Annotated in this window: 18 protein-coding genes; all 18 read left to right on the forward strand. The window is 30.2% G+C overall.

Annotated elements, in window-relative coordinates; genetic code table 11:
- Positions 1-297 precede the first annotated feature (297 nt).
- The 18 genes from MOO46_RS00830 to MOO46_RS00915 all read left to right on the forward strand — a co-directional run bounded on the left by MOO46_RS00830 (position 298) and on the right by MOO46_RS00915 (position 19,993).
- On the forward strand, positions 298-936 hold the full coding sequence (locus MOO46_RS00830) for an amino acid ABC transporter permease (protein WP_249511157.1): 639 nt from the start codon (positions 298-300) through the stop codon (positions 934-936).
- 15 nt (positions 937-951) lie between these two features.
- Positions 952-1,578 (forward strand): amino acid ABC transporter ATP-binding protein, encoded by a 627-nt coding sequence (locus MOO46_RS00835; protein ID WP_249511158.1) that lies wholly within the window; start codon positions 952-954, stop codon positions 1,576-1,578.
- A 12-nt stretch (positions 1,579-1,590) separates the two neighbouring features.
- On the forward strand, positions 1,591-2,454 hold the full coding sequence (locus MOO46_RS00840) for an amino acid ABC transporter substrate-binding protein (protein WP_249511159.1): 864 nt from the start codon (positions 1,591-1,593) through the stop codon (positions 2,452-2,454).
- Positions 2,455-2,456: 2 nt separating this feature from the next.
- The gene (gene yfmF, locus MOO46_RS00845; RefSeq protein ID WP_249511160.1) at positions 2,457-3,713 is read left to right on the forward strand and encodes an EF-P 5-aminopentanol modification-associated protein YfmF; all 1,257 of its coding nucleotides are present in this window, start codon (positions 2,457-2,459) and stop codon (positions 3,711-3,713) included.
- Positions 3,714-3,715: 2 nt separating this feature from the next.
- A complete protein-coding gene (gene yfmH, locus MOO46_RS00850; protein WP_249511161.1) occupies positions 3,716-4,987 on the forward strand; it encodes an EF-P 5-aminopentanol modification-associated protein YfmH in 1,272 nt (423 codons plus the stop codon).
- 55 nt (positions 4,988-5,042) lie between these two features.
- Positions 5,043-5,906, forward strand: coding sequence for a helix-turn-helix domain-containing protein (locus MOO46_RS00855; protein ID WP_249511162.1), 864 nt, complete (start codon positions 5,043-5,045; stop codon positions 5,904-5,906).
- 55 nt (positions 5,907-5,961) lie between these two features.
- Entirely contained in the window at positions 5,962-6,546 is a 585-nt protein-coding gene (gene pgsA, locus MOO46_RS00860; RefSeq protein WP_249511163.1) for a CDP-diacylglycerol--glycerol-3-phosphate 3-phosphatidyltransferase, read from the forward strand.
- Positions 6,547-6,596: 50 nt separating this feature from the next.
- On the forward strand, positions 6,597-7,067 hold the full coding sequence (locus MOO46_RS00865; RefSeq protein ID WP_249511164.1) for a nicotinamide-nucleotide amidohydrolase family protein: 471 nt from the start codon (positions 6,597-6,599) through the stop codon (positions 7,065-7,067).
- Between the two features lie 102 nt (positions 7,068-7,169).
- Entirely contained in the window at positions 7,170-8,210 is a 1,041-nt protein-coding gene (gene recA / locus MOO46_RS00870; protein ID WP_249511165.1) for a recombinase RecA, read from the forward strand.
- Between the two features lie 226 nt (positions 8,211-8,436).
- A complete protein-coding gene (gene rny, locus MOO46_RS00875) occupies positions 8,437-9,993 on the forward strand; it encodes a ribonuclease Y (RefSeq protein ID WP_249511663.1) in 1,557 nt (518 codons plus the stop codon).
- 80 nt (positions 9,994-10,073) lie between these two features.
- Positions 10,074-10,877 (forward strand): TIGR00282 family metallophosphoesterase, encoded by an 804-nt coding sequence (locus tag MOO46_RS00880; protein WP_249511166.1) that lies wholly within the window; start codon positions 10,074-10,076, stop codon positions 10,875-10,877.
- 22 nt (positions 10,878-10,899) lie between these two features.
- Complete coding sequence (gene mutS / locus MOO46_RS00885) at positions 10,900-13,518, forward strand: DNA mismatch repair protein MutS (protein ID WP_249511167.1); 2,619 nt, start codon at positions 10,900-10,902, stop codon at positions 13,516-13,518.
- 17 nt (positions 13,519-13,535) lie between these two features.
- Positions 13,536-15,452 carry a DNA mismatch repair endonuclease MutL gene (gene mutL / locus MOO46_RS00890; RefSeq protein WP_249511168.1) on the forward strand — a complete coding sequence of 639 codons (1,917 nt, stop codon included), beginning with the start codon at positions 13,536-13,538 and terminating at the stop codon, positions 15,450-15,452.
- A 22-nt stretch (positions 15,453-15,474) separates the two neighbouring features.
- Positions 15,475-16,092: a Holliday junction branch migration protein RuvA gene (gene ruvA / locus MOO46_RS00895; RefSeq protein WP_249511169.1), complete on the forward strand. Its 618-nt coding sequence runs from the start codon at positions 15,475-15,477 to the stop codon at positions 16,090-16,092.
- A 15-nt stretch (positions 16,093-16,107) separates the two neighbouring features.
- Positions 16,108-17,115, forward strand: coding sequence for a Holliday junction branch migration DNA helicase RuvB (gene ruvB / locus MOO46_RS00900; protein ID WP_249511170.1), 1,008 nt, complete (start codon positions 16,108-16,110; stop codon positions 17,113-17,115).
- 75 nt (positions 17,116-17,190) lie between these two features.
- Positions 17,191-17,529 carry a preprotein translocase subunit YajC gene (gene yajC / locus MOO46_RS00905; RefSeq protein ID WP_249511171.1) on the forward strand — a complete coding sequence of 113 codons (339 nt, stop codon included), beginning with the start codon at positions 17,191-17,193 and terminating at the stop codon, positions 17,527-17,529.
- Positions 17,530-17,651: 122 nt separating this feature from the next.
- Positions 17,652-18,632: a DHH family phosphoesterase gene (locus MOO46_RS00910; RefSeq protein ID WP_249511172.1), complete on the forward strand. Its 981-nt coding sequence runs from the start codon at positions 17,652-17,654 to the stop codon at positions 18,630-18,632.
- A complete protein-coding gene (locus MOO46_RS00915) occupies positions 18,632-19,993 on the forward strand; it encodes a DEAD/DEAH box helicase (protein WP_249511173.1) in 1,362 nt (453 codons plus the stop codon). Before MOO46_RS00910 ends, MOO46_RS00915 begins: the two co-directional genes overlap by 1 nt.
- Positions 19,994-20,109 lie beyond the last annotated feature (116 nt).

Here is a 20,109-nt window from a genome sequence, read left to right on the forward strand (position 1 = left end):
TTATTCTTATTTTTAATAATAAAAAAATAATGATCAGAAGCGCATGACAAAATGATTTATAAGAGAATCCTTCTATGGTGAAATGGGATAATCATTTTTAATGTTTCACGTCTGTGAATTGTTATTCTGAATTAATATATTAAGAATAAACCGGTTCTATCCGTTATCTTTTGAGTTTTAAACTCTATGAGCTATTTTATGTGAGTAAGATAGAAAATTAGGTGGAACCACGTTACAACGTCCTTTTAGCATTATTGCTAAAAGGACGTTTTTTATTTAAAAAGGAGGGTTTCTTAAATGAAGTATGTGTTTGAAATATTGCCATCTTTATTTTCTGGAGTAGTAACAACTTTAGAAATTTTTGGCTTAACATTACTAATTTCTATTCCATTAGGAATAGTTGTATCACTTGCTTTAACTGGTAAGAAGATTATTAAATCTATTTTTGCATTTTATGTATGGATAATGCGTGGAACACCATTATTACTACAGCTTATCTTTATTTTTTATGGACTTCCAATTATTGGGGTAGTTTTTCCTAGATTTGAAGCGGCATTAATTGCTTTTTCTTTAAACTATGCTGCTTATTTTGCTGAAATATTTCGTGGTGGTTTTCAATCAATTCCACAAAATCAATTTGAAAGTGCTAAAATGCTGAGATTATCTAGGTGGCAAACATTAAGAAAAATTGTAATTCCACAAGTCGTTAAAATTGTTTTACCATCAATCGGAAATGAAGTAATCAATTTAGTTAAGGACTCATCACTAGTTTATGTAATTGGAATTGGTGATTTATTACAAGCAGGTAATATTGCCACAGCACGTGATGTTACATTGTTACCTTTAATTTTAGTTGCAGTATTCTATTTGATACTAACGGCAATTTTAACTTTCATATTAAGAAGATTAGAAAAAAGTTTGAATTACTGGAAATAAGGAGGTCCATTATCAATGTTTAAAATAAAAAATTTAAATAAAAGTTTTCAAAATAAACAAATTATAAAAAATATGGATTTATCGGTTAATAGTGATGAAATATTAGGAATAGTTGGGCCTTCTGGTGCCGGTAAAACAACACTTCTTAGATGTATAACCGGTTTAGAAGAAGTTGATTCAGGTGAATTTTATATTGATGATAAACAATTTGACCCAACGAATAATTCTGAATCTCTAATTGGTGTTGTGTTTCAAGATTTTGGCCTTTTTCCCAACTTAAAGGTAATTGATAATATTACCTTGGCTCCACAATTGGTTTTAAAAAAATCTAAAATGGATGCAGAAAAAGAAGCTAAAATTTTAATTGATCAATTAGATTTAAATGGAAAAGAAGATTTGTATCCATATCAGTTATCTGGTGGACAAAAGCAACGGGTAGCAATTGTTCGAACCTTGGCGATGCATCCTAAAATAATTTGCTACGATGAACCTACATCTGCATTGGATCCCAAGTTAAGTGAGGAAGTCGGTAAAATAATTTTGAATTTGAAAAATCAAAATATTACCCAGTTGGTAGTTACTCACGATACTAATTTTGCTAATCAAATTTCGGATAAAATAAAAGAAGTAAAACCAATTTAAGAGGTGATAATTGTGAATAAAAGATATTTGAAATTTATAATCTTATTTTTGTCTTTTTGTTCAATCTTCATTTTAAGTGGTTGTCAATCACTAACACAAAAAGCTAATACTCAAGATAATTGGTCTAAAATAAAAAAGAATAAGAAAGTTACTATTGGTCTAGATGTTACCTTTGTACCGATGGGATATGAAAATAAAAGTGGTCAAATTACTGGATTTGATGTTGATTTAGCCAAAGCAGTCTTTAAAAAATACGATATTAAACCCATTTTTCAACCAATTGATTGGTCTATGAATGTTACTGAATTGCGTAATGGAACAATTGATTTAATTTGGAATGGATTTTCTGCCACTCCAGAGCGTAAGAAGAATGTAGCTTTTTCTAATCCTTATTTGTCGAATGAACAAGAATTAGTTTCACTTAAATCTTCACATATTAATAATTTTAAAGATATGAATAATAAAGTATTAGGTGTCCAAAGTGGTTCTTCAGGATTAAATGATATTAACAATGATCCTAGTGTTTTAAAAAATCGGATTAAAAATAATTCACCAATCTTATATAACTCTTTTACTAATGCTTTTATTGACTTAACTCATAAGAGAATTGATGGATTATTAATTGATAGTAATTATGCTAACTATTATATTGCACACCAATCTGATCCTTCAATGTATAAAGTTTCTACTGGTAAATTTCCCGATGAACAATTTGGTGTTGGTATGAGAAAGGGCGATAAAACTTTAAAAGATAAAATTAATTTAAGACTACATGAATTAGCTAAAAATGGTGAATTGAAAAAGATTTGCCAAAAGTGGTTTGGCAATAAATATAAATCGCCGTTATTGAATATTGAAAAATATAAGGAGGAATAATTTTGCTTAATGAAATCTCAAAAGGCGTTAGTTTAAATACAATTCATGAAAATAAATTTAAAACAATTACTATTAAGGTGGATTTAATTGCTCCTTTGAACACTGAAAACTTTGCTAAAAGAGCTTTGTTGACAGAATTATTGGAAACTAACAATCAAGATTATCCTACTCAAACGAAGTTGGCTCAGCAGTTATCTAAAATGTATGGGGCTAGTTTTGGAACTAATATTTTAAGATATGGAAATTTATCAATTATTAGAATTAATTTGATTATTCCGAATCCTAAATATATTCCTGGAAGACCTAATTTATTAAAATCAGCATTTAAGTTCTTAAAATCTGTTATATTTAATCCGCTTTCTGATGGCAAAAAATTTGATGATGATACTTTCAATTTACAAAAAAGCAACATTCAAAAGTATATTAAGTCATTAGTAGATGATAAACAATATTATTCATCAATAAAATTAAAAGAACTATTTTATAAAGATGATCCTAAACGTGGCAAATTTTTATTTGGTAAAACAAATCAATATGATGACATAACATCCAATAATGAATATGATTATTATTTAGATGTAATTAAAAATAATAATATTAATTTTTCCATTTTAGGTGAATTTAACGATGATGACATTATTAAATATATTAATTCGATGAATATTTTAAGTCGTCAAAATACTTATTTTATTGATAAATATATCCATAATTCATCTAATTTACAAAAAATTATTGAAAACAGTAAATCTACTCAAAGTAATTTAAATTTGGCTTATAAATTACCGATTTATTATGACGATGAAGATTTCTTTGCTGCTTTGATTTTTAATGCGGTTTTTGGAGGAACTCCACAGTCTAAGTTATTTAAGAATGTCAGAGAGAAATATAGTATGGCTTATTATGCCAATAGTACTTATAATGCTCTCAATGGTGTTTTAATAGTTAATTCTGGAATTGATGCTATTAATGCTAATAAAGTTCAAACTATTATTGACGAACAATTAAATTCGATTAAAGTAGGTAAAATTGATTTAGATTTACTTAATAGTATTAAAGCAGAAATGATCAATGCTAAAAAGTCAATTTTAGACAATCCTAGACAAATTTTGGAACAAAGTTTTGTTAATATTTTGCTTAGTCGAGAAATAAACTTTGATCAATGGTGTGAACGAATTAACAAAGTTACTGTTGAGCAAATAGCTCAAGTTGCTAAAAAAGTAAAATTACAAACATCATTCTTATTGAAAGGAGACAAATAAAAATGAAGACATATTCCAACTATAATGAAAATGTTTATATTGAGCACTTAGATAATGGACTAACCGTTGTTATGAACCCTAAAGTGGGTTTTCATAAAACTTATGCATCTTTTTCTACTAAATATGGTTCAATGGATAATGAATTTATTAGTTATGATGGTCAAAAAGAAACAATGCCAGCTGGGATTGCACATTTTTTAGAGCATAAAATGTTTGATAAAGATGGATATGATGCAATGGATATATTTTCAAAATATGGAGCTAGTTCGAATGCGTTTACCAGTTTTAATAGAACTAGTTATTTATTTTCTTGTACTAACCACTTATCAGAAAATTTGAACAATTTGTTAGACTTTGTCCAGCAACCATATTTTAATGAAGAAAAAGTTGAAAAAGAAAAGGGTATTATTGCTCAAGAAATTAAAATGTACAATAATGATCCAGGAGCAGCTTTATATTTTAATACAATTCAAAATATGTATCCTGATACTTCTTTAAATGTCGATATCGCTGGAAGTGTTGATTCAATTCAAAAAATAACAGCAAAAGATTTATATACTGCTCATAAAACTTTTTATCAACCATCAAATATGCAATTAAATATTGTTGGAAATATTGATCCGATTAAAACTTTACAAATTATTAAAGATAATCAGAATAATAAAAAATTTTTACCGATTAAAGAAATTCAGAGAATGGGATTAATATCAAAAGAAATTAAAAAAGATAATCAAAAATCAATGGATGTTATTAATACTAAGGCTGCTATCGGGATTAAAGGTAATCCTGCAAATGGCAATAATATTAAGTACGAATTATCAGTATCATTATTATTGGAACTATTATTTTCTGAGGACTCAACTAACTATGATAAACTTTATAAACAAGGAATTATTGATGATTCATTCGGATTTGATTTTGACTGTAACAATCATTTTAATTTTGCAATTATTGCTGGTGATACTGAAAAGCCATCTAATTTTATAGAAAAAATTAATAAAATATTAAATAATTCGATTAATTCATTAGATAGTTTAAGTGATGACTTAGAATTAATCAAAAAGGAAGAAATTGGTCAACATATACTGATAATGAATTCAATTGAAGCCACTTCTAATAATCTTGGTGATAGTGATAATAACTTTGTTAATCTTTACGATGAAATTGATATTATTGATAATCTTACAATAAAAGATTTAAAGTATTATGGTCAAAAATTTATTAATTCTAATAACATGATTTCAAATATTATCGTTCCAAACGAAAATATTTGATTATATTATGATATACTAAAAATATATAAATCTATATTTAAGTGGAGTAATTTCTATGGCAAAAGATGATAATAAACAAGTAGAAATCGGTAAATCACTACATGATGCACGTGTTGCAAAAGGTATGTCATTAGACGATGTACAAAAGATTACCAAAATTCAAAGTCATTATTTGGAAGCAATTGAAAGAGAAGATTTTTCAGAACTACCAGGTGACTTTTATGTTAGAGCATTTGTTAAGCAATTTGCTGATACTGTCGGTATTGATGGCATGGAATTACTTAACGAACATGATGATAATCTACCAGATACACAAACTGAAGAATATACTCAAAAGGTTTCAGATGATAGTTTATCTAGAAAATCTGCAATCCAGAATAAGGAAAACAAACGCGATTCATTAAGAAAACTTATTCCAATTGTTGGTACTATTATAGTTATTTTAATTGTTATTTTTGTTGTATGGGGAGTAGTTGCTAAAACCAATAAATCTTCAGATACAAGTATTAGCGACAACAGTTCTGTTTCTGTTAGTGGTTCTTCTGAAAAGTCTTCAGAATCAAGTGATGCTAATAATAAAAAAACTGTACATAAAAAGACAGTTGATAAAAAGGTCAACAAGACTGCTATTAAAAAAGTTAATACAACTGAATATGAAGTCACTGGTAGCAAGGAAAATACCGTTAGTTTAAATGCAAGCAGCCGTGCTTGGTCATCTATTTCTGCTAATGGTAAAACTTTATTCTCAGGCGCACAAAATTCAGGTGACAAAAAGAGTGTTAAAATACCTAATGGAACCAAAAGTATTTCAATGTCATTAGGTAATGTTCCAGGAACCAAGATTCTTATTAATAATAAACCATTAAATCTTGATAAAAATGTTCCATTAACAACGATGATTACTATCAATTTTAAATAAAAAAGAGGGCTTTAAAGCCCTTTTTTTAATCGAATAAAAGAAGGAGTACTGTATTTTGAATTTACCTAATAAATTAACTTTAATTAGAATTATTATGATTCCAGTCTTTATTTTACTACTATCGTTTCCCTTAAATTTAGGAACTACAATTATTATGGGAACTACTATTTCTGTTGTTAGGATCGTAGGAGCCTTAATTTTTGCAGTTGCTTGCATTACAGATTTTCTTGACGGTCAAATTGCTCGTCATCAACATTTGGTAACTAATTTCGGTAAGTTCGCTGATCCTTTAGCAGACAAAATGATTGTCATGTCAGCTTTCATTATTTTAGTTTCCTATGGCTTAGTGCCATCATGGGTAGCTGCTATTATTGTTTGTCGTGAGTTAGCAGTTACCGGTTTAAGATTAATTGCCGTTGAAAATGATGGTGAAGTAATTGCCGCAGCATGGCCAGGTAAAATAAAGACTGCTACTCAAATGATTTCCATTGTTTTATTATTATTAAATGATTTTATTAATTTGACTTTATTTAATTTAGGATTAGGGACTCTACTTTTATATGTATGCTTATTCTTTACAGTATATTCAGGTGCTGAATACTTTATTAGAAGTAGAGATCTATTTTCTGATTCTTTTTAAAAAATATTTCTTTCTTAAAACGTATTTAATCATGAAAGGTTGAATTATTAATGAAAATTGACTCTTCAATTATAGAAAAAATGATTCAAAAAAATATTAGTATTACTGCAGCTGAAAGTTTAACGGCAGGGATGTTTCAGTCGACTTTAGGTGGCATTTCAGGAGTTTCTGCTATTTTTCCGGGTGGATTTGTTACCTATGCAAATGAAGCTAAAGAATCAATGCTGGATATCCCATCCACTGTAATAGATCAGTATGGTGTTGTTTCTAATGAAAATGCTATCTGGATGGCTAAACAAGCAAAAAATAAAATGAATACTGATGTTGGGATCTCTTTTACTGGTGTTGCAGGACCATCTTCTTTAGAAAATCATCCTGCTGGCACTGTTTTTATTGGGATTGATTATTTAAATTATCCAGTATATTCTAAAAAATTTATTTTTAAGGGTAATCGCAATGAAATTCGAATGCAATCAGTCAATGCTGCAATGAAAATTATTGAAAATGAATACAACAAGTAACACGAACATTCGTTCTTTTTTGCTTGATTTTTTTAAAATATATTAGTATAGTATAAATATTGAATAATTATATAACGATTATTGTGACGAGGAGGTCATTGAATGGCTGATGAACGTAAAGCAGCTCTAGATGGTGCTTTAAAACGAATTGAAAAAGAATTCGGTAAAGGTTCCATTATGCGAATGGGAGACCGTGGAGATACCAGAATATCAACGATTCCATCAGGATCAATTGCATTAGATAATGCATTAGGTGTAGGTGGATTTCCAAGAGGTCGTATTGTTGAAATTTATGGGCCTGAAAGTTCTGGTAAAACTACGCTTGCATTACAAGCTGTTGCTGAGGTACAAAAGCAAGGTGGAACAGCTGCTTATATTGATGCTGAAAATGCTTTAGATCCAGTATATGCAACTAATTTGGGTGTTAATATTGATGATCTACTATTATCACAGCCTGATACTGGTGAACAAGGTCTGCAAATCTGTGATGCTTTAGTTTCAAGTGGAGCTATTGATATCGTGGTTATCGATTCAGTTGCTGCATTAGTACCACGTGCAGAAATTGAAGGTGAAATGGGTGATGCCCATGTTGGTTTACAAGCTCGTTTGATGTCACAAGCACTTAGAAAATTATCTGGTTCGATTAATAAGACCAAGACCATTGCACTATTTATTAACCAAATTAGAGAAAAAGTTGGTGTTATGTTCGGTAATCCTGAAACTACACCTGGTGGTCGTGCACTTAAGTTTTATTCAACTATCAGATTAGAAATTAGACGAGCTGAACAAATTAAAAATGGAACTGACGTTATTGGTAACCGTACCAAAATTAAAGTTGCAAAAAATAAGGTAGCTCCTCCATTTAAACGTATTGAAGTAGATATTATGTATGGAGAAGGTATTTCTCAAACCGGTGAATTGGTTGATATGGCAGTTGACCAAGATATCATTAATAAAGCTGGATCTTGGTATTCATACGGAGACGAACGTATTGGACAAGGTAGAGAAAATGCTAAACAATATCTATCTGATAATCCAGATAAAATGGCAGAAATTAATAAGAAAGTACGTTCCGCTTATGGAATGGAAGATGAATCTGATGACGAAGAAAGTTCAAAATCAGATGAAGCCGCTGAAAAATAAATTAATGCTTTTGAAGAGTAATTTGGCTATAAATGTCTAAATTACTTTTTTATTACATAAAAAAGTATATTTTAAAATTAATAGTCCTATATTAGGAGTAGATATATTGACACTTTTACCAGTAAAATTTAAAATATAGTAGTACTTAATAATTTAATTACAGTTATAATACAATTTTATTTTATTCTATGATGGTTTGGAGGTGTAACTTAAGCCTATGACTTATATGTTTGTTTCCATAATCCTCGTAATCATCGCTGTTGTTTTAGGTGCTTTTATAGGTATGTTTTTACATAAAAATATAGTTGAAAAAAAATTAGCTATTGCCCATAAAAGTGCAAAAGATATCTTGGATAATGCCAAAAGGCAAGCTCAAACTTCTGCTAAAGAAAAGTTGCTTGAGGCTAGAGAAAAAAGTAATCATTATCGTTCTAATATTGAAAAAGAAATTAAGCAAAGACGTGCGGAAGTTCAACGTCAAGAAAATCGCTTGATTCAAAGAGAAGATGCTTTAGATAGAAAAGAAGATGCCTTTGATAAGCGGGAAGCTTCCTTAGATAATAAGGATAAAAAGTTAAACGTTAGTCAAAAAAAATTAGAACAAAAACAACAGGATGCTGATAATTTGGTTAATCAACGTCAAACTGAGTTGGAAAGAATTTCTTCTTTATCACAAGATGAAGCAAAAGATTTAATTATTGGTGAAACTAAAAATCAATTAGCTGATGAAAGAGCTAAGATGGTTAAAGATAGTTATAATCAAGCGAAAAAAGAATCTAGTATAAATGCTAAAAATCTTGTGGTTGAGGCAATTCAACAAAGTGCAGCTGATATTGTTTCAGAAACAACTGTTTCAGTTGTTAATTTGCCTAGTGATGATATGAAAGGACGTATTATTGGTAGAGAAGGACGGAATATCCGTACTTTTGAAACACTTACAGGAATTGATTTAGTAATTGATGATACTCCTGAGGCTGTTGTATTAAGTGGATTTGATCCAATCAGACGCGAAGTTGCTAAAATGGCGCTAGAAAAATTAATTAAGGATGGTAGAATTCATCCAGCTCGTATTGAGGAAATGGTTGATAAAAGTCGTCGTGAACTTGATGAAAAGATTCAAGAAATTGGTGAAGAAACAGTTTTTGATTTAGGTATTCATTCTATGAATCCTGAAATTATTAGCTTAATTGGTAAATTAAACTTTAAAATTTACTATGGACGTAATGTTTTGAGCCATTCTATTGAAGTCGCAAAATTATCTGGTGTTTTAGCTGCTGAACTAGGTGAAGACGTAGTGTTAGCAAAACGTGCGGGATTATTACATGAAATTGGTCGTTCTGTTAATAATGAAGTTGAAGGTTCCCATATTGATATTGGAATTGATCTAGCTAAAAAGTATCATGAGAGTCCTGTTATTATTGATTCAATTGCTAGTGATAATGAAAATAAAGAACCTAAATATATTATTTCAGAATTAGTAAGTATTGCTAATAAAATTGCAATTTCTAGACCAGGTGCTAAAAGCAAGTCACTAGAAAGCTTTGTTCATCGTCTTGAAAGTCTTGAAAAAATTGGTGATAGTTTTGATGAAGTTAAGAAAAGCTATGCTATTCAAGCGGGACGTGAAATTCGCATAATTGTTAAACCAGATAAATTATCTGATACACAAGCGATTGTTTTAGCTAGAGATGTTAAAAATAAAATCGAATCTGATATGGAGTATCCTGGACATATTAAGGTTACAATTATTAGAGAAGTTAGATCGATTGAATATGCAAAATAAAAAAGGCCATTTTGGTCTTTTTTATTTTATCTAAATCGGTGTAAAATTATTATTATATAAATAATGAATTGAGGAAAAATATGAAAATTTTATTTCTTGGGGATGTCGTTGGCAATCTAGGTATGAAAATGATTGAACAATATCTGCCAATTTTAAAAAGAGATTATAAGCCACAATTAACAATAGTAAATGGTGAAAATGCGACTTCTTTTGGTCGAGGTATTAATAAAAAAGTTTATAAAGGCATTATGAATGCTGGTGCTGATGTAATAACATTAGGTAATCATGCTTGGAATAATGAGGAAATTTTTGAATTTATTGATGATACAAAAAAATTAGTAAGACCTTTAAATTTTCCAGGACAGGATACTCCTGGTAATGGTTACACAATTATCAATATTAATGGTAAAAAAGTTGCTGTTATTAATTTACAGGGTCGTATTTTTATGGATCCTATTGATGATCCTTTTAGAATGGTTAACGATTTAGTTGACGATTTAAAATCACAAGTTGATAGTATTTTTGTTGATTTTCATGCCGAAACCACTAGTGAAAAGCAGGTCATGGCGATGTATTTAGATGGTAAAATTAGTGCACTAGTTGGTACGCATACGCATGTTCAAACTAATGACAATCGAATTCTGAAAAATGGAACTGCATTTTTAACCGATGCTGGAATGTGTGGCCCCATTGATGGAGTTTTAGGCATGAAATATAACAATATTATTCATCGCTTTTTAACACAACGCCCAACCAGGTTTGAAGTTGAAGAAAATGGTAATGGAATTGTTTCTGGTTGTATTATTGATATTAATAATGACACTGGTAAAGCTAAATCTATAAATACAATTATGATAAGCCCTGATCATCCATATCAAGGCTAAGATTTTTAAAGGCAGGTATAATATGGGAAAATCAACTAAACTAACACCCATGATGGAACAATATGAAAAAGTAAAGGCTCAATATCCAGATGCTTTTTTATTTTATCGCTTAGGCGATTTTTATGAAATGTTTAATGATGATGCAGTTAAGGGTGCACAAATATTAGAACTTACATTAACTGCTAGAAATAAAAATTCTAGTAATCCAATTCCAATGTGTGGAATTCCGTATAAGGCGGTAGAATCATACATCAATACTTTAGTTGATAAAGGTTATAAAGTTGCTATTTGTGAACAAATGGAAGACCCAAGAGTTGCCAAAGGAATGGTTAAAAGAGCAGTAACTCAACTACTAACTCCTGGGACTAGAACGGAAACAGGCGCTGAAAATGCAAAAAATAATAACTATTTAACTGCACTTGAATATGATAAAGATAATCAAAAATATGGTTTTTCATATGCTGATTTATCAACTGGTGAGTTGCAGGTTAGTGTTTTGGGTCAAATTGATACCGTCATTAATGAAATTATGAATTTACAAACTAAAGAGATTATTGTTAAAGATGTTCCGGATAAAGATATCAAAATTTTTAAAAAATTAGGAATTTTATTATCTCATCAACCGGATATTTCAATTGGTAATGAAATGCAACACTTAACTGATAACTTAATTAATCCTTTAGAAAAAGAGACTGTTAATCGACTTATTTCATATATAATTAAAACTCAAAAACGTAGTTTATCACATATGAAACCAGCTTCATCTTATCGCCCAGCTGAATTTTTAAAGATAGATCATAATTCTCAATATAATTTAGAGTTAACTAAAAATATTAGAACCAATAAAAAATCTGGAAGCCTGTTATGGCTTTTAGATGAAACTAAGACTGCAATGGGTGGTCGTAAATTAAAAAAATGGTTAGATCGTCCATTAATTGTTAAGCATAAAATTGTAGAAAGACAAAATTCGGTTCAAGAACTACTAGATCATTATTATGAACGTAATGAAATCAGTGATATTTTGATTAAGGTGTATGATTTAGAAAGATTAGCTGGTAAAGTGTCGTTCGGTTCAGTTAATGGTCGTGACTTAATTCAGTTACAGTCATCATTAGAACAAGTTCCTAAATTAAGATATGAAATTGCTTCAATCGATGCTAAGACATTTAAAAATATTTATGATAATTTAGACCCAGTAGATGATGTTTCTGATTTAATTAATTCTGCAATTAATGAAGAACCACCAATTTCAGTTACGGATGGTGGTTTGATTAAGGATGGATACAATTTAACTTTAGATAAATATCGTGATGCTATGAATAATGGCAAAAAATGGATTGCTGAACTGGAAAGCAAGGAACGAGAAGCAACGGGAATTAATAATCTAAAAATTGGTTATAACCATGTTTTTGGTTACTATATTGAAGTATCTAAGGCTAATCTTAATAAATTACCTGAAGACCGTTATGAACGAAAGCAGACCTTAACTAATGCTGAAAGATTTTCTACCCCAGAATTGAAAGAAAAAGAAAAATTAATTATTGAAGCTCAAGAAAAATCTAAGACTTTAGAATACGAAATTTTCAGTGAAGTTAGAGATACTGTTAAACAGTCAATTAATCGTTTACAAAAATTGGCTGAAACAGTTTCCACCCTAGATGTTTTACAAAGTTTTGCTGTAGTTTCTGAAAATTATCGGTTAGTTAAACCAACTTTGAGTGATAAACATGACCTAGAAATTGTGGATGGTCGACACCCAGTTGTTGAGAAAGTAATGGGACATCAATCATATGTTCCTAATGATGTAAAAATGGATCCAGATACAAATGTATTGTTAATTACAGGCCCTAATATGTCTGGTAAAAGTACTTATATGCGTCAATTAGCTTTAGCGGTTATTATGACACAAATTGGTTGTTTTGTTGCTGCTAAAAGTGCTCAAATGCCTGTATTTGATCAAATTTTTACTAGAATTGGTGCAGCCGATGATTTAATTTCCGGGGAAAGTACCTTTATGGTTGAAATGAAAGAGTCAAATGAGGCAATTCAAAACGCAACCAACAATAGTTTAATCTTATTTGATGAGATTGGCCGTGGAACTGCAACTTATGATGGAATGGCTTTAGCACAATCAATTATTGAGTATGTTCATAATAATACGCATGCTAAGACGCTTTTCTCGACTCATTATCATGAACTAACTGAACTTGAAAATACTTTGAAGAATTTAACCAACGTTCACGTTGGAGCGGTTGAAAAAAATGGTGAATTGGTTTTCTTACACAAAGTTAAAAAGGGTGCTGCTGACAAATCATATGGAATTCATGTTGCCAAATTAGCCGGGTTACCAAATAATTTATTAACACGTGCCAATGATATTTTGCAACATTTGGAGAATTCTCAAAATGATAATAATGTTATGAATATTGAACAAGAACCGGTATCTAAAGAAAAACAAGTTAATGAAGATAATGATGCTCAACTTTCATTATTTAGTGATAAATCTAATAAAGAAAATTCCAACAATAGTATTAAAGATAATAGCATTATAAATGATATTAAAAAAATGGATTTAATGTCCAAAACACCAATGGAAATTATGAATGCTGTTTATAAATGGAAACAAAAGATTGAAAAATAATAAATGGAGGGGATTATTTGCCTAAAATTCATGAACTCACCCCAGTTTTGGCTGATCAAATTGCAGCTGGTGAAGTTGTTGAACGACCAGCTTCAGTTATTAAAGAATTAGTGGAAAATTCAATTGATGCTAAAAGTAGTCAGATTGATATTAATATTAAAGATGCTGGTTTAAAAAGTATGCAGGTTGTTGATGATGGTTATGGAATTGATAATAATGATATTAAGTTAGCTTTTAAAAGACATGCTACTAGTAAAATTAATAATCCCCAAGATTTATTTAAAGTCCATTCTTTAGGCTTTAGAGGGGAGGCTTTACCCTCGATTGCTTCAGTTTCAGATGTTAAATTGAAAACATCCACTGGGGATGAAGGAACGTCAATTCACATTAAGGGTAGTAAGATTGAATCTATTATGCCTTCTGAATCTAGACGAGGAACTAACATTACAGTTAGTGATTTATTTTATAATACGCCGGCTCGTTTAAAATATATGAAATCTTTGCAAACAGAATTATCTAAAATTACAGATATCGTGGATCGTTTAGCAATTGGACATCCTAACATTGCCTTTTCTTTAGTTCATAATAATCGTGAAATTATTAGAACTTCTGGCAGAAATAATTTACAGCAAGTTATTGGTGATATTTATGGTTCTAGAAACCTTAAAAAAATGATTAGTATTAATAATCAAGATGATGATTTTAAAATTAGTGGATACGTAAGTTTACCTGAGTTAACTAGATCCTCACGAAACTATGTCACAATCATTTTGAATGGTCGTTACGTTAAAAATTTTAATATTTTTAAAGCATTAAATGATGGCTATGGTTCTAAACTAATGGTTGGTAGGTACCCAATTGTAGCTTTAAATATTAAATTGGATCCAACTTTAACCGATGTAAATGTTCATCCCACTAAACAAACCGTCAGAATTAGTAAGGAAGAACAGTTATGTAATTTAATTACTAAAACTGTTTATGAATCAATTTTTCCGAAAAATTTGATACCAGATGCAATGACTAGGGAACGCGGAGTTAAGCCTAAATATCAAAATACTGATCAAATTCAAATGGACTTAAATAAAGCTTCCACCCAATATCATCCATCTGTTTCTAAAGAGTTTAAAGAAACAATTGAGCCTTCTGTTCAAGAAAATATTAAATCCAGTAATGTGCAAAATTCAATTATTGTTAAAAATAAAGAAGATTTAAAATCAAAGCAATTATTAGACTTTAAAGAAAAATATGATAATGAAGAGGATGCCTTACCTTTTGGTGACACTTCAAATGAAACTAAAAATTCTGATGAAAACAAAACACTTAAAGAAGAAACTCGGTTTCCCAAATTACGTTATATTGGACAATTGCATGGAACTTATTTGATTGCTGAATCAGATAATGGCATGTATATTTTAGATCAACATGCTGCTCAAGAAAGAATTAACTACGAAAAATTTAGAGTAGAAATTGGTGAAGTTTCTGAAAATCAACAAAATCTATTAGTTCCTTTAATTCTAGATTATCCGGCATCAGATTCGATGATTATTAATAATAAAATGGACATTTTGCATAGCGTTGGAATTAATATTGAAATATTTGGTCAAAATAGTTTTGTGGTAAAACAACATCCCACTTGGATTAAATCTGGTGAAGAAGAATCAACGATTCGTTCAATGATTGATTGGGTAATTGATGATAAAAAAATTTCAGTTGCTAGTTTTAGGGCTAAAGCTGCAATTATGATGAGTTGTAAAAGAGCGATTAAAGCAAATCACCATTTAGATCGAAAACAAGCGGTTCAATTAATATCCGATTTATCTAAAGCTAATAATCCATTTAATTGTCCGCACGGTAGACCGGTATTAGTATCATTTTCTAATGGTGATATGGAAAAAATGTTTAAAAGAATTCAAGATCCACACAAAAGTGAATAATTAATTTAAAGGATGTTAAAAAATGTATGAATATTTAAACGGCCTGATTGTTGATATTAATCCTGGCTATATAGTTATTGATGTTTCAGGAGTAGGCTATTTAGTGCATACTGCTGATCCTTATCGTTTTGATGTAGATGATCAAAAAAATGTTAAAGTTTATATTTATCAAGCAATTAGTGATTCTGCACAAACTTTATATGGTTTTTATACGCGTGAAGATAAAAGTATCTTTGAAAAGTTGTTAAGCGTATCTGGAATTGGTCCTAAGAATGCACTAGCAATTTTAGCCGGTAACGATCCTAAATCATTATTGAATGCAATTAATAATGAAAATGTAACTTATTTAACGAAATTTCCAGGAGTTGGTAAAAAGACTGCTAAGCAAATCATTTTAGATTTAAAAGGTAAGATTGACGATCTTGCACCTTCAATTTTTGATGACTTTAATGATGAAATTAGTGAACAAGTGGTGGATAATACAGAAAATCAAGAAATGACCGATACACTGCAAGCCTTAGAAGCGTTAGGATATACTAAACGTGATGTTGAGAAAGTTAAAAAGGAACTAAGTAAGCATGATAAAATGACTACTGATGAATATTTAAGTCAAGGACTTAAATTGTTAACCCAATACTAAAGGAGGAATATCATTATGGACGATAATCGAATAATTTCTGGCGACAGTGCTAGTCATAATGAAGAATCGGTTGAAAAATCGCTTCGCCCACAATATTTATCCGAATATATTGGTCAAGATCAATTAAAATCTGAATTATCCGTTTATATTAAGGCTGCCAAACAAAGAGAAGAATCATTGGATCATGTATTATTATATGGACCACCAGGCCTTGGAAAAACCACCTTAGCAATGATTATTGCTAATGAAATGGATGTAGGAATTAAGACAACAAGTGGTCCAGCAATTGAAAAGCCTGGTGATTTAGTAGCTTTACTAAATGAATTGCAACCTGGCGATATTTTATTTATCGATGAAATTCATCGCTTACCTAAAGTAGTCGAAGAAATGCTTTACTCTGCAATGGAAGATTTCTATGTAGATATTGTGGTTGGTCAAGGTCCAACTGCTCATCCAGTTCATTTTCCATTACCTCCATTTACTTTAGTGGGTGCTACTACTAGAGCTGGTATTCTTTCAGCTCCATTTAGAGACCGTTTTGGAATTGTGGAACATATGAAATATTATGAAACAAAAGATTTAGAAGATATTGTAAAACGTTCTGCTGAAATTTTTCATGCCGAAATTGTTACCCAGGGGGCCCATGAAATTGCTAGAAGATCAAGGGGAACACCTAGAATTGCGAATCGTTTGTTAAAACGGGTTCGTGATTTTGCCCAAGTATATGCTAAGGACAATATTGATGTTGAAATTGTTGATCATTCATTGGGGATGCTTGGTGTTGATGATGAAGGATTAGATAGTACAGATATTAAGTTATTAAAAACGATGATTGTTTATTATAATGGTGGACCCGTTGGACTAAATACTTTAGCAGCTAATATTGGTGAAGAAACTGATACAATTGCTGAAATGTACGAACCATATCTATTGCAAATTGGTTATTTAAAACGAACTGCTAGAGGTAGAATGGTTACGGAAGCAGCATATAAACATTTAAATTATCCAATTAATAATAATTAATTTATGGTAGACTATTATTGTTAGTTCTGATAACCTTATATACAAAGGATTATATAGAAAGTGTGGGTGAAATTAATGGGAAACTTTGCAGGATTTGGTATTATGATTGTACTTTTTGGTATCATGTACTTCTTAATCATTAGACCACAAAAGAAACAACAACAAAAACATGCTGAAACGCTAAAACAATTACAAAAAGGTGACCACGTTGTTACAATTGGTCGTCTTCATGGTGTCGTTGACGAAATTGATACAGAAAACAAGACTGTTACTTTAGATTGTGATGGTATTTATTTAGTTTTCGATATGAGTGCAGTTGCTAAGGTAACTAATCGTGTTAGTGAAACAGTACAAAATGATAAGGATTCTTCAGAAGATAAGACTGAAGAAAAACCATCAACAAAAGAAGATTAATTTTAAAAAAGACAATTTTCATTTGATTGAAAATTGTCTTTTTTATTCTTAATAATTTTATTTATCGTATGCTATAATTATTAAATATATAAGAAATAGATTGAAGGGCATTAAATATAATTATGCAAAAAATTTTAAACGCATTTAATTTATCAACTGAGAAAAAAATCATTAAAGCAATTTGTGACTTTGATACAATTATTATTCATCGTCATCAAAGACCAGATCCAGATGCATATGGATCACAAATGGGATTAGCTAATATTATTAAGGCTTCTTTTCCTGACAAAAAAGTTTATTGTGTTGGGAAACAATATCACGGATTTGATTGGTTAGGTAAAACTGATGAAATTTCAGATGATGTATACAAAAATGCATTGGTTATTGTCTGCGATACTGCTAATCAACCTCGGGTGGATGATAGTCGTTATAATACCGGTAAGATGATGATTAAGATTGATCACCATCCTAATGATGATCAATTTGGTGACATTATGTGGGTTAAACCAGAAGCATCCAGTACCTCTGAACTTATTTATGAATTGTACGATTCTTCAAATAAGTTAAAAATTAATGATGAAGCTGGCCGCTTGCTTTATGCTGGAATTGTTGGTGATACTGGAAGATTTAAATATCCTTCAACTTCTGCTAATACATTTAGAGTGGCTTCAGAATTGGCCAAATTAAACTTTTCAACAACCGAAGTTAATAATATTGAATCAGAAATTGATATTCCATTAGCTAGATTATCAGCATATGTATATGAGAACCTTACTATTACAGATAGTGGTGCTGCATATTTAATTTTAAGTGACGAAGTTTTAGAACCGTTTAAATTAGGTGACGAAAGTACTTCCGCTGTAGTTCCATTACCTGGAAATATCAAACAAGTTAGTTCATGGGCAATATTTGTTCAACAAAAGGATGGTAGCTACCGCATTCGTTTACGCTCTAAGGGACCATCAATTAATGAATTAGCTAAAAATTTTGGTGGTGGTGGTCACCCATTAGCTAGTGGTGCTGTAGCCAAAGATGATGATGAAATTAAAAAAGTTATTGAACAGTTAGATACATTAGTTGCTGATTATAAAGGAGACAAGTAATGACAACTACTTTTAAACAATATAATTTTAAGACATTCATTATGGATGCTTTAAATGATTTAGGTTTTAATGAACCTACTAAGATTCAAGAAAATATTATTCCTGAAATTAGAAAGGGAAGAAGTGTAATTGGTCAATCTGCTACTGGTAGTGGCAAAACTCATGCATTTCTTTTACCCATTTTTGATAAGATTGATCCAGATGAAAATAGCGTCCAAGCTGTAATCACAACTCCAAGTCGTGAATTGGCATATCAAATCTATGGTAATGCGAAACAACTTGCTAAGTATAGTGAAAAAGTTATCCATTTAGCAAACTATGTGGGTGGAACTGATAAAAAACGTCAAATTGAAAAATTAAAAAATGAACAGCCACAAATTGTAATTGGAACCCCAGGTCGTGTTGCTGATTTAATCAAGAGTCAACATTTAGATGTTCATACTGCTAATCAATTAGTAATTGATGAAGCTGATATGACAATGGACTTAGGTTTTTTAAAAGAAGTAGATACTATTGCTGCTAGTTTTGGTAAAGATGTTCAAATGATGGCCTTTTCTGCTACTATTCCGCAAAAATTGAGTACTTTTTTGAAAAAATATATGACTAATCCATATGTTGAAAACATTCCTAATACAACGATTATTAATCCAAGTATTGATAACTTATTAATATCAACTAAAGGTGAAAATAAAAATCAATTAATTTATAAATTAATCACTATGGGTGAACCATATTTAGTTTTAATTTTTGCTAATACTAAAAAACGTGTAGAAGAATTGTATGAATTTTTACGCAATCAGGGATTGAAAGTAGGAATGGTTTCTGGTGCTTTAACTCCACGTGAACGTAAAAGAATGATGAAACAAGTTCAAAATCTCGATTTTCAATTTGTAGTTGCTACTGATTTAGCTGCTCGTGGAATTGATATTGAAGGAGTATCTGATGTTATTAATGATGATATTCCAGATGATTTAGAATACTTTATTCACCGTGTAGGTAGAACTGGTAGAAATAATATGCCAGGTACAGCCATTACTTTATATGATCCTGATGAAGAATCTGAAATTGATGCTTTAGAAAATATGGGTATTTCATTCAAACCTAAAGCAATTAAAAATGGTCGCATTGTTGATACTTATGATCGTAATCGCCGTAAAGAGCATCGTCGTGGCCATGATAAGTTAGAACCAAACATGATTGGTATGATTAAAAAGAAAAAACGTAATATTAAACCAGGGTATAAACGTAAAATTAAAAGTGAACTTAAACGAAACGACGAAATGAATCGTAAGATTGAACAAAGAGAAGAAGGACGTCGTAAACGTAAGTCTAGAAAAAATAGTTCAAAACGCTATAGATAATTTTATTGACACTATTTTTAATAAATTTTATACTCATAGGTAGGAATAACGAAGAGAATATATTTATGTTAATTGAATTTTAAGAGACGTTTTGGATGGTGTGAAAAACGATTTTT

It is taken from the genome of Apilactobacillus apisilvae, from assembly GCF_023380225.1.
GTDB classification, from domain to species: domain Bacteria; phylum Bacillota; class Bacilli; order Lactobacillales; family Lactobacillaceae; genus Apilactobacillus; species Apilactobacillus apisilvae.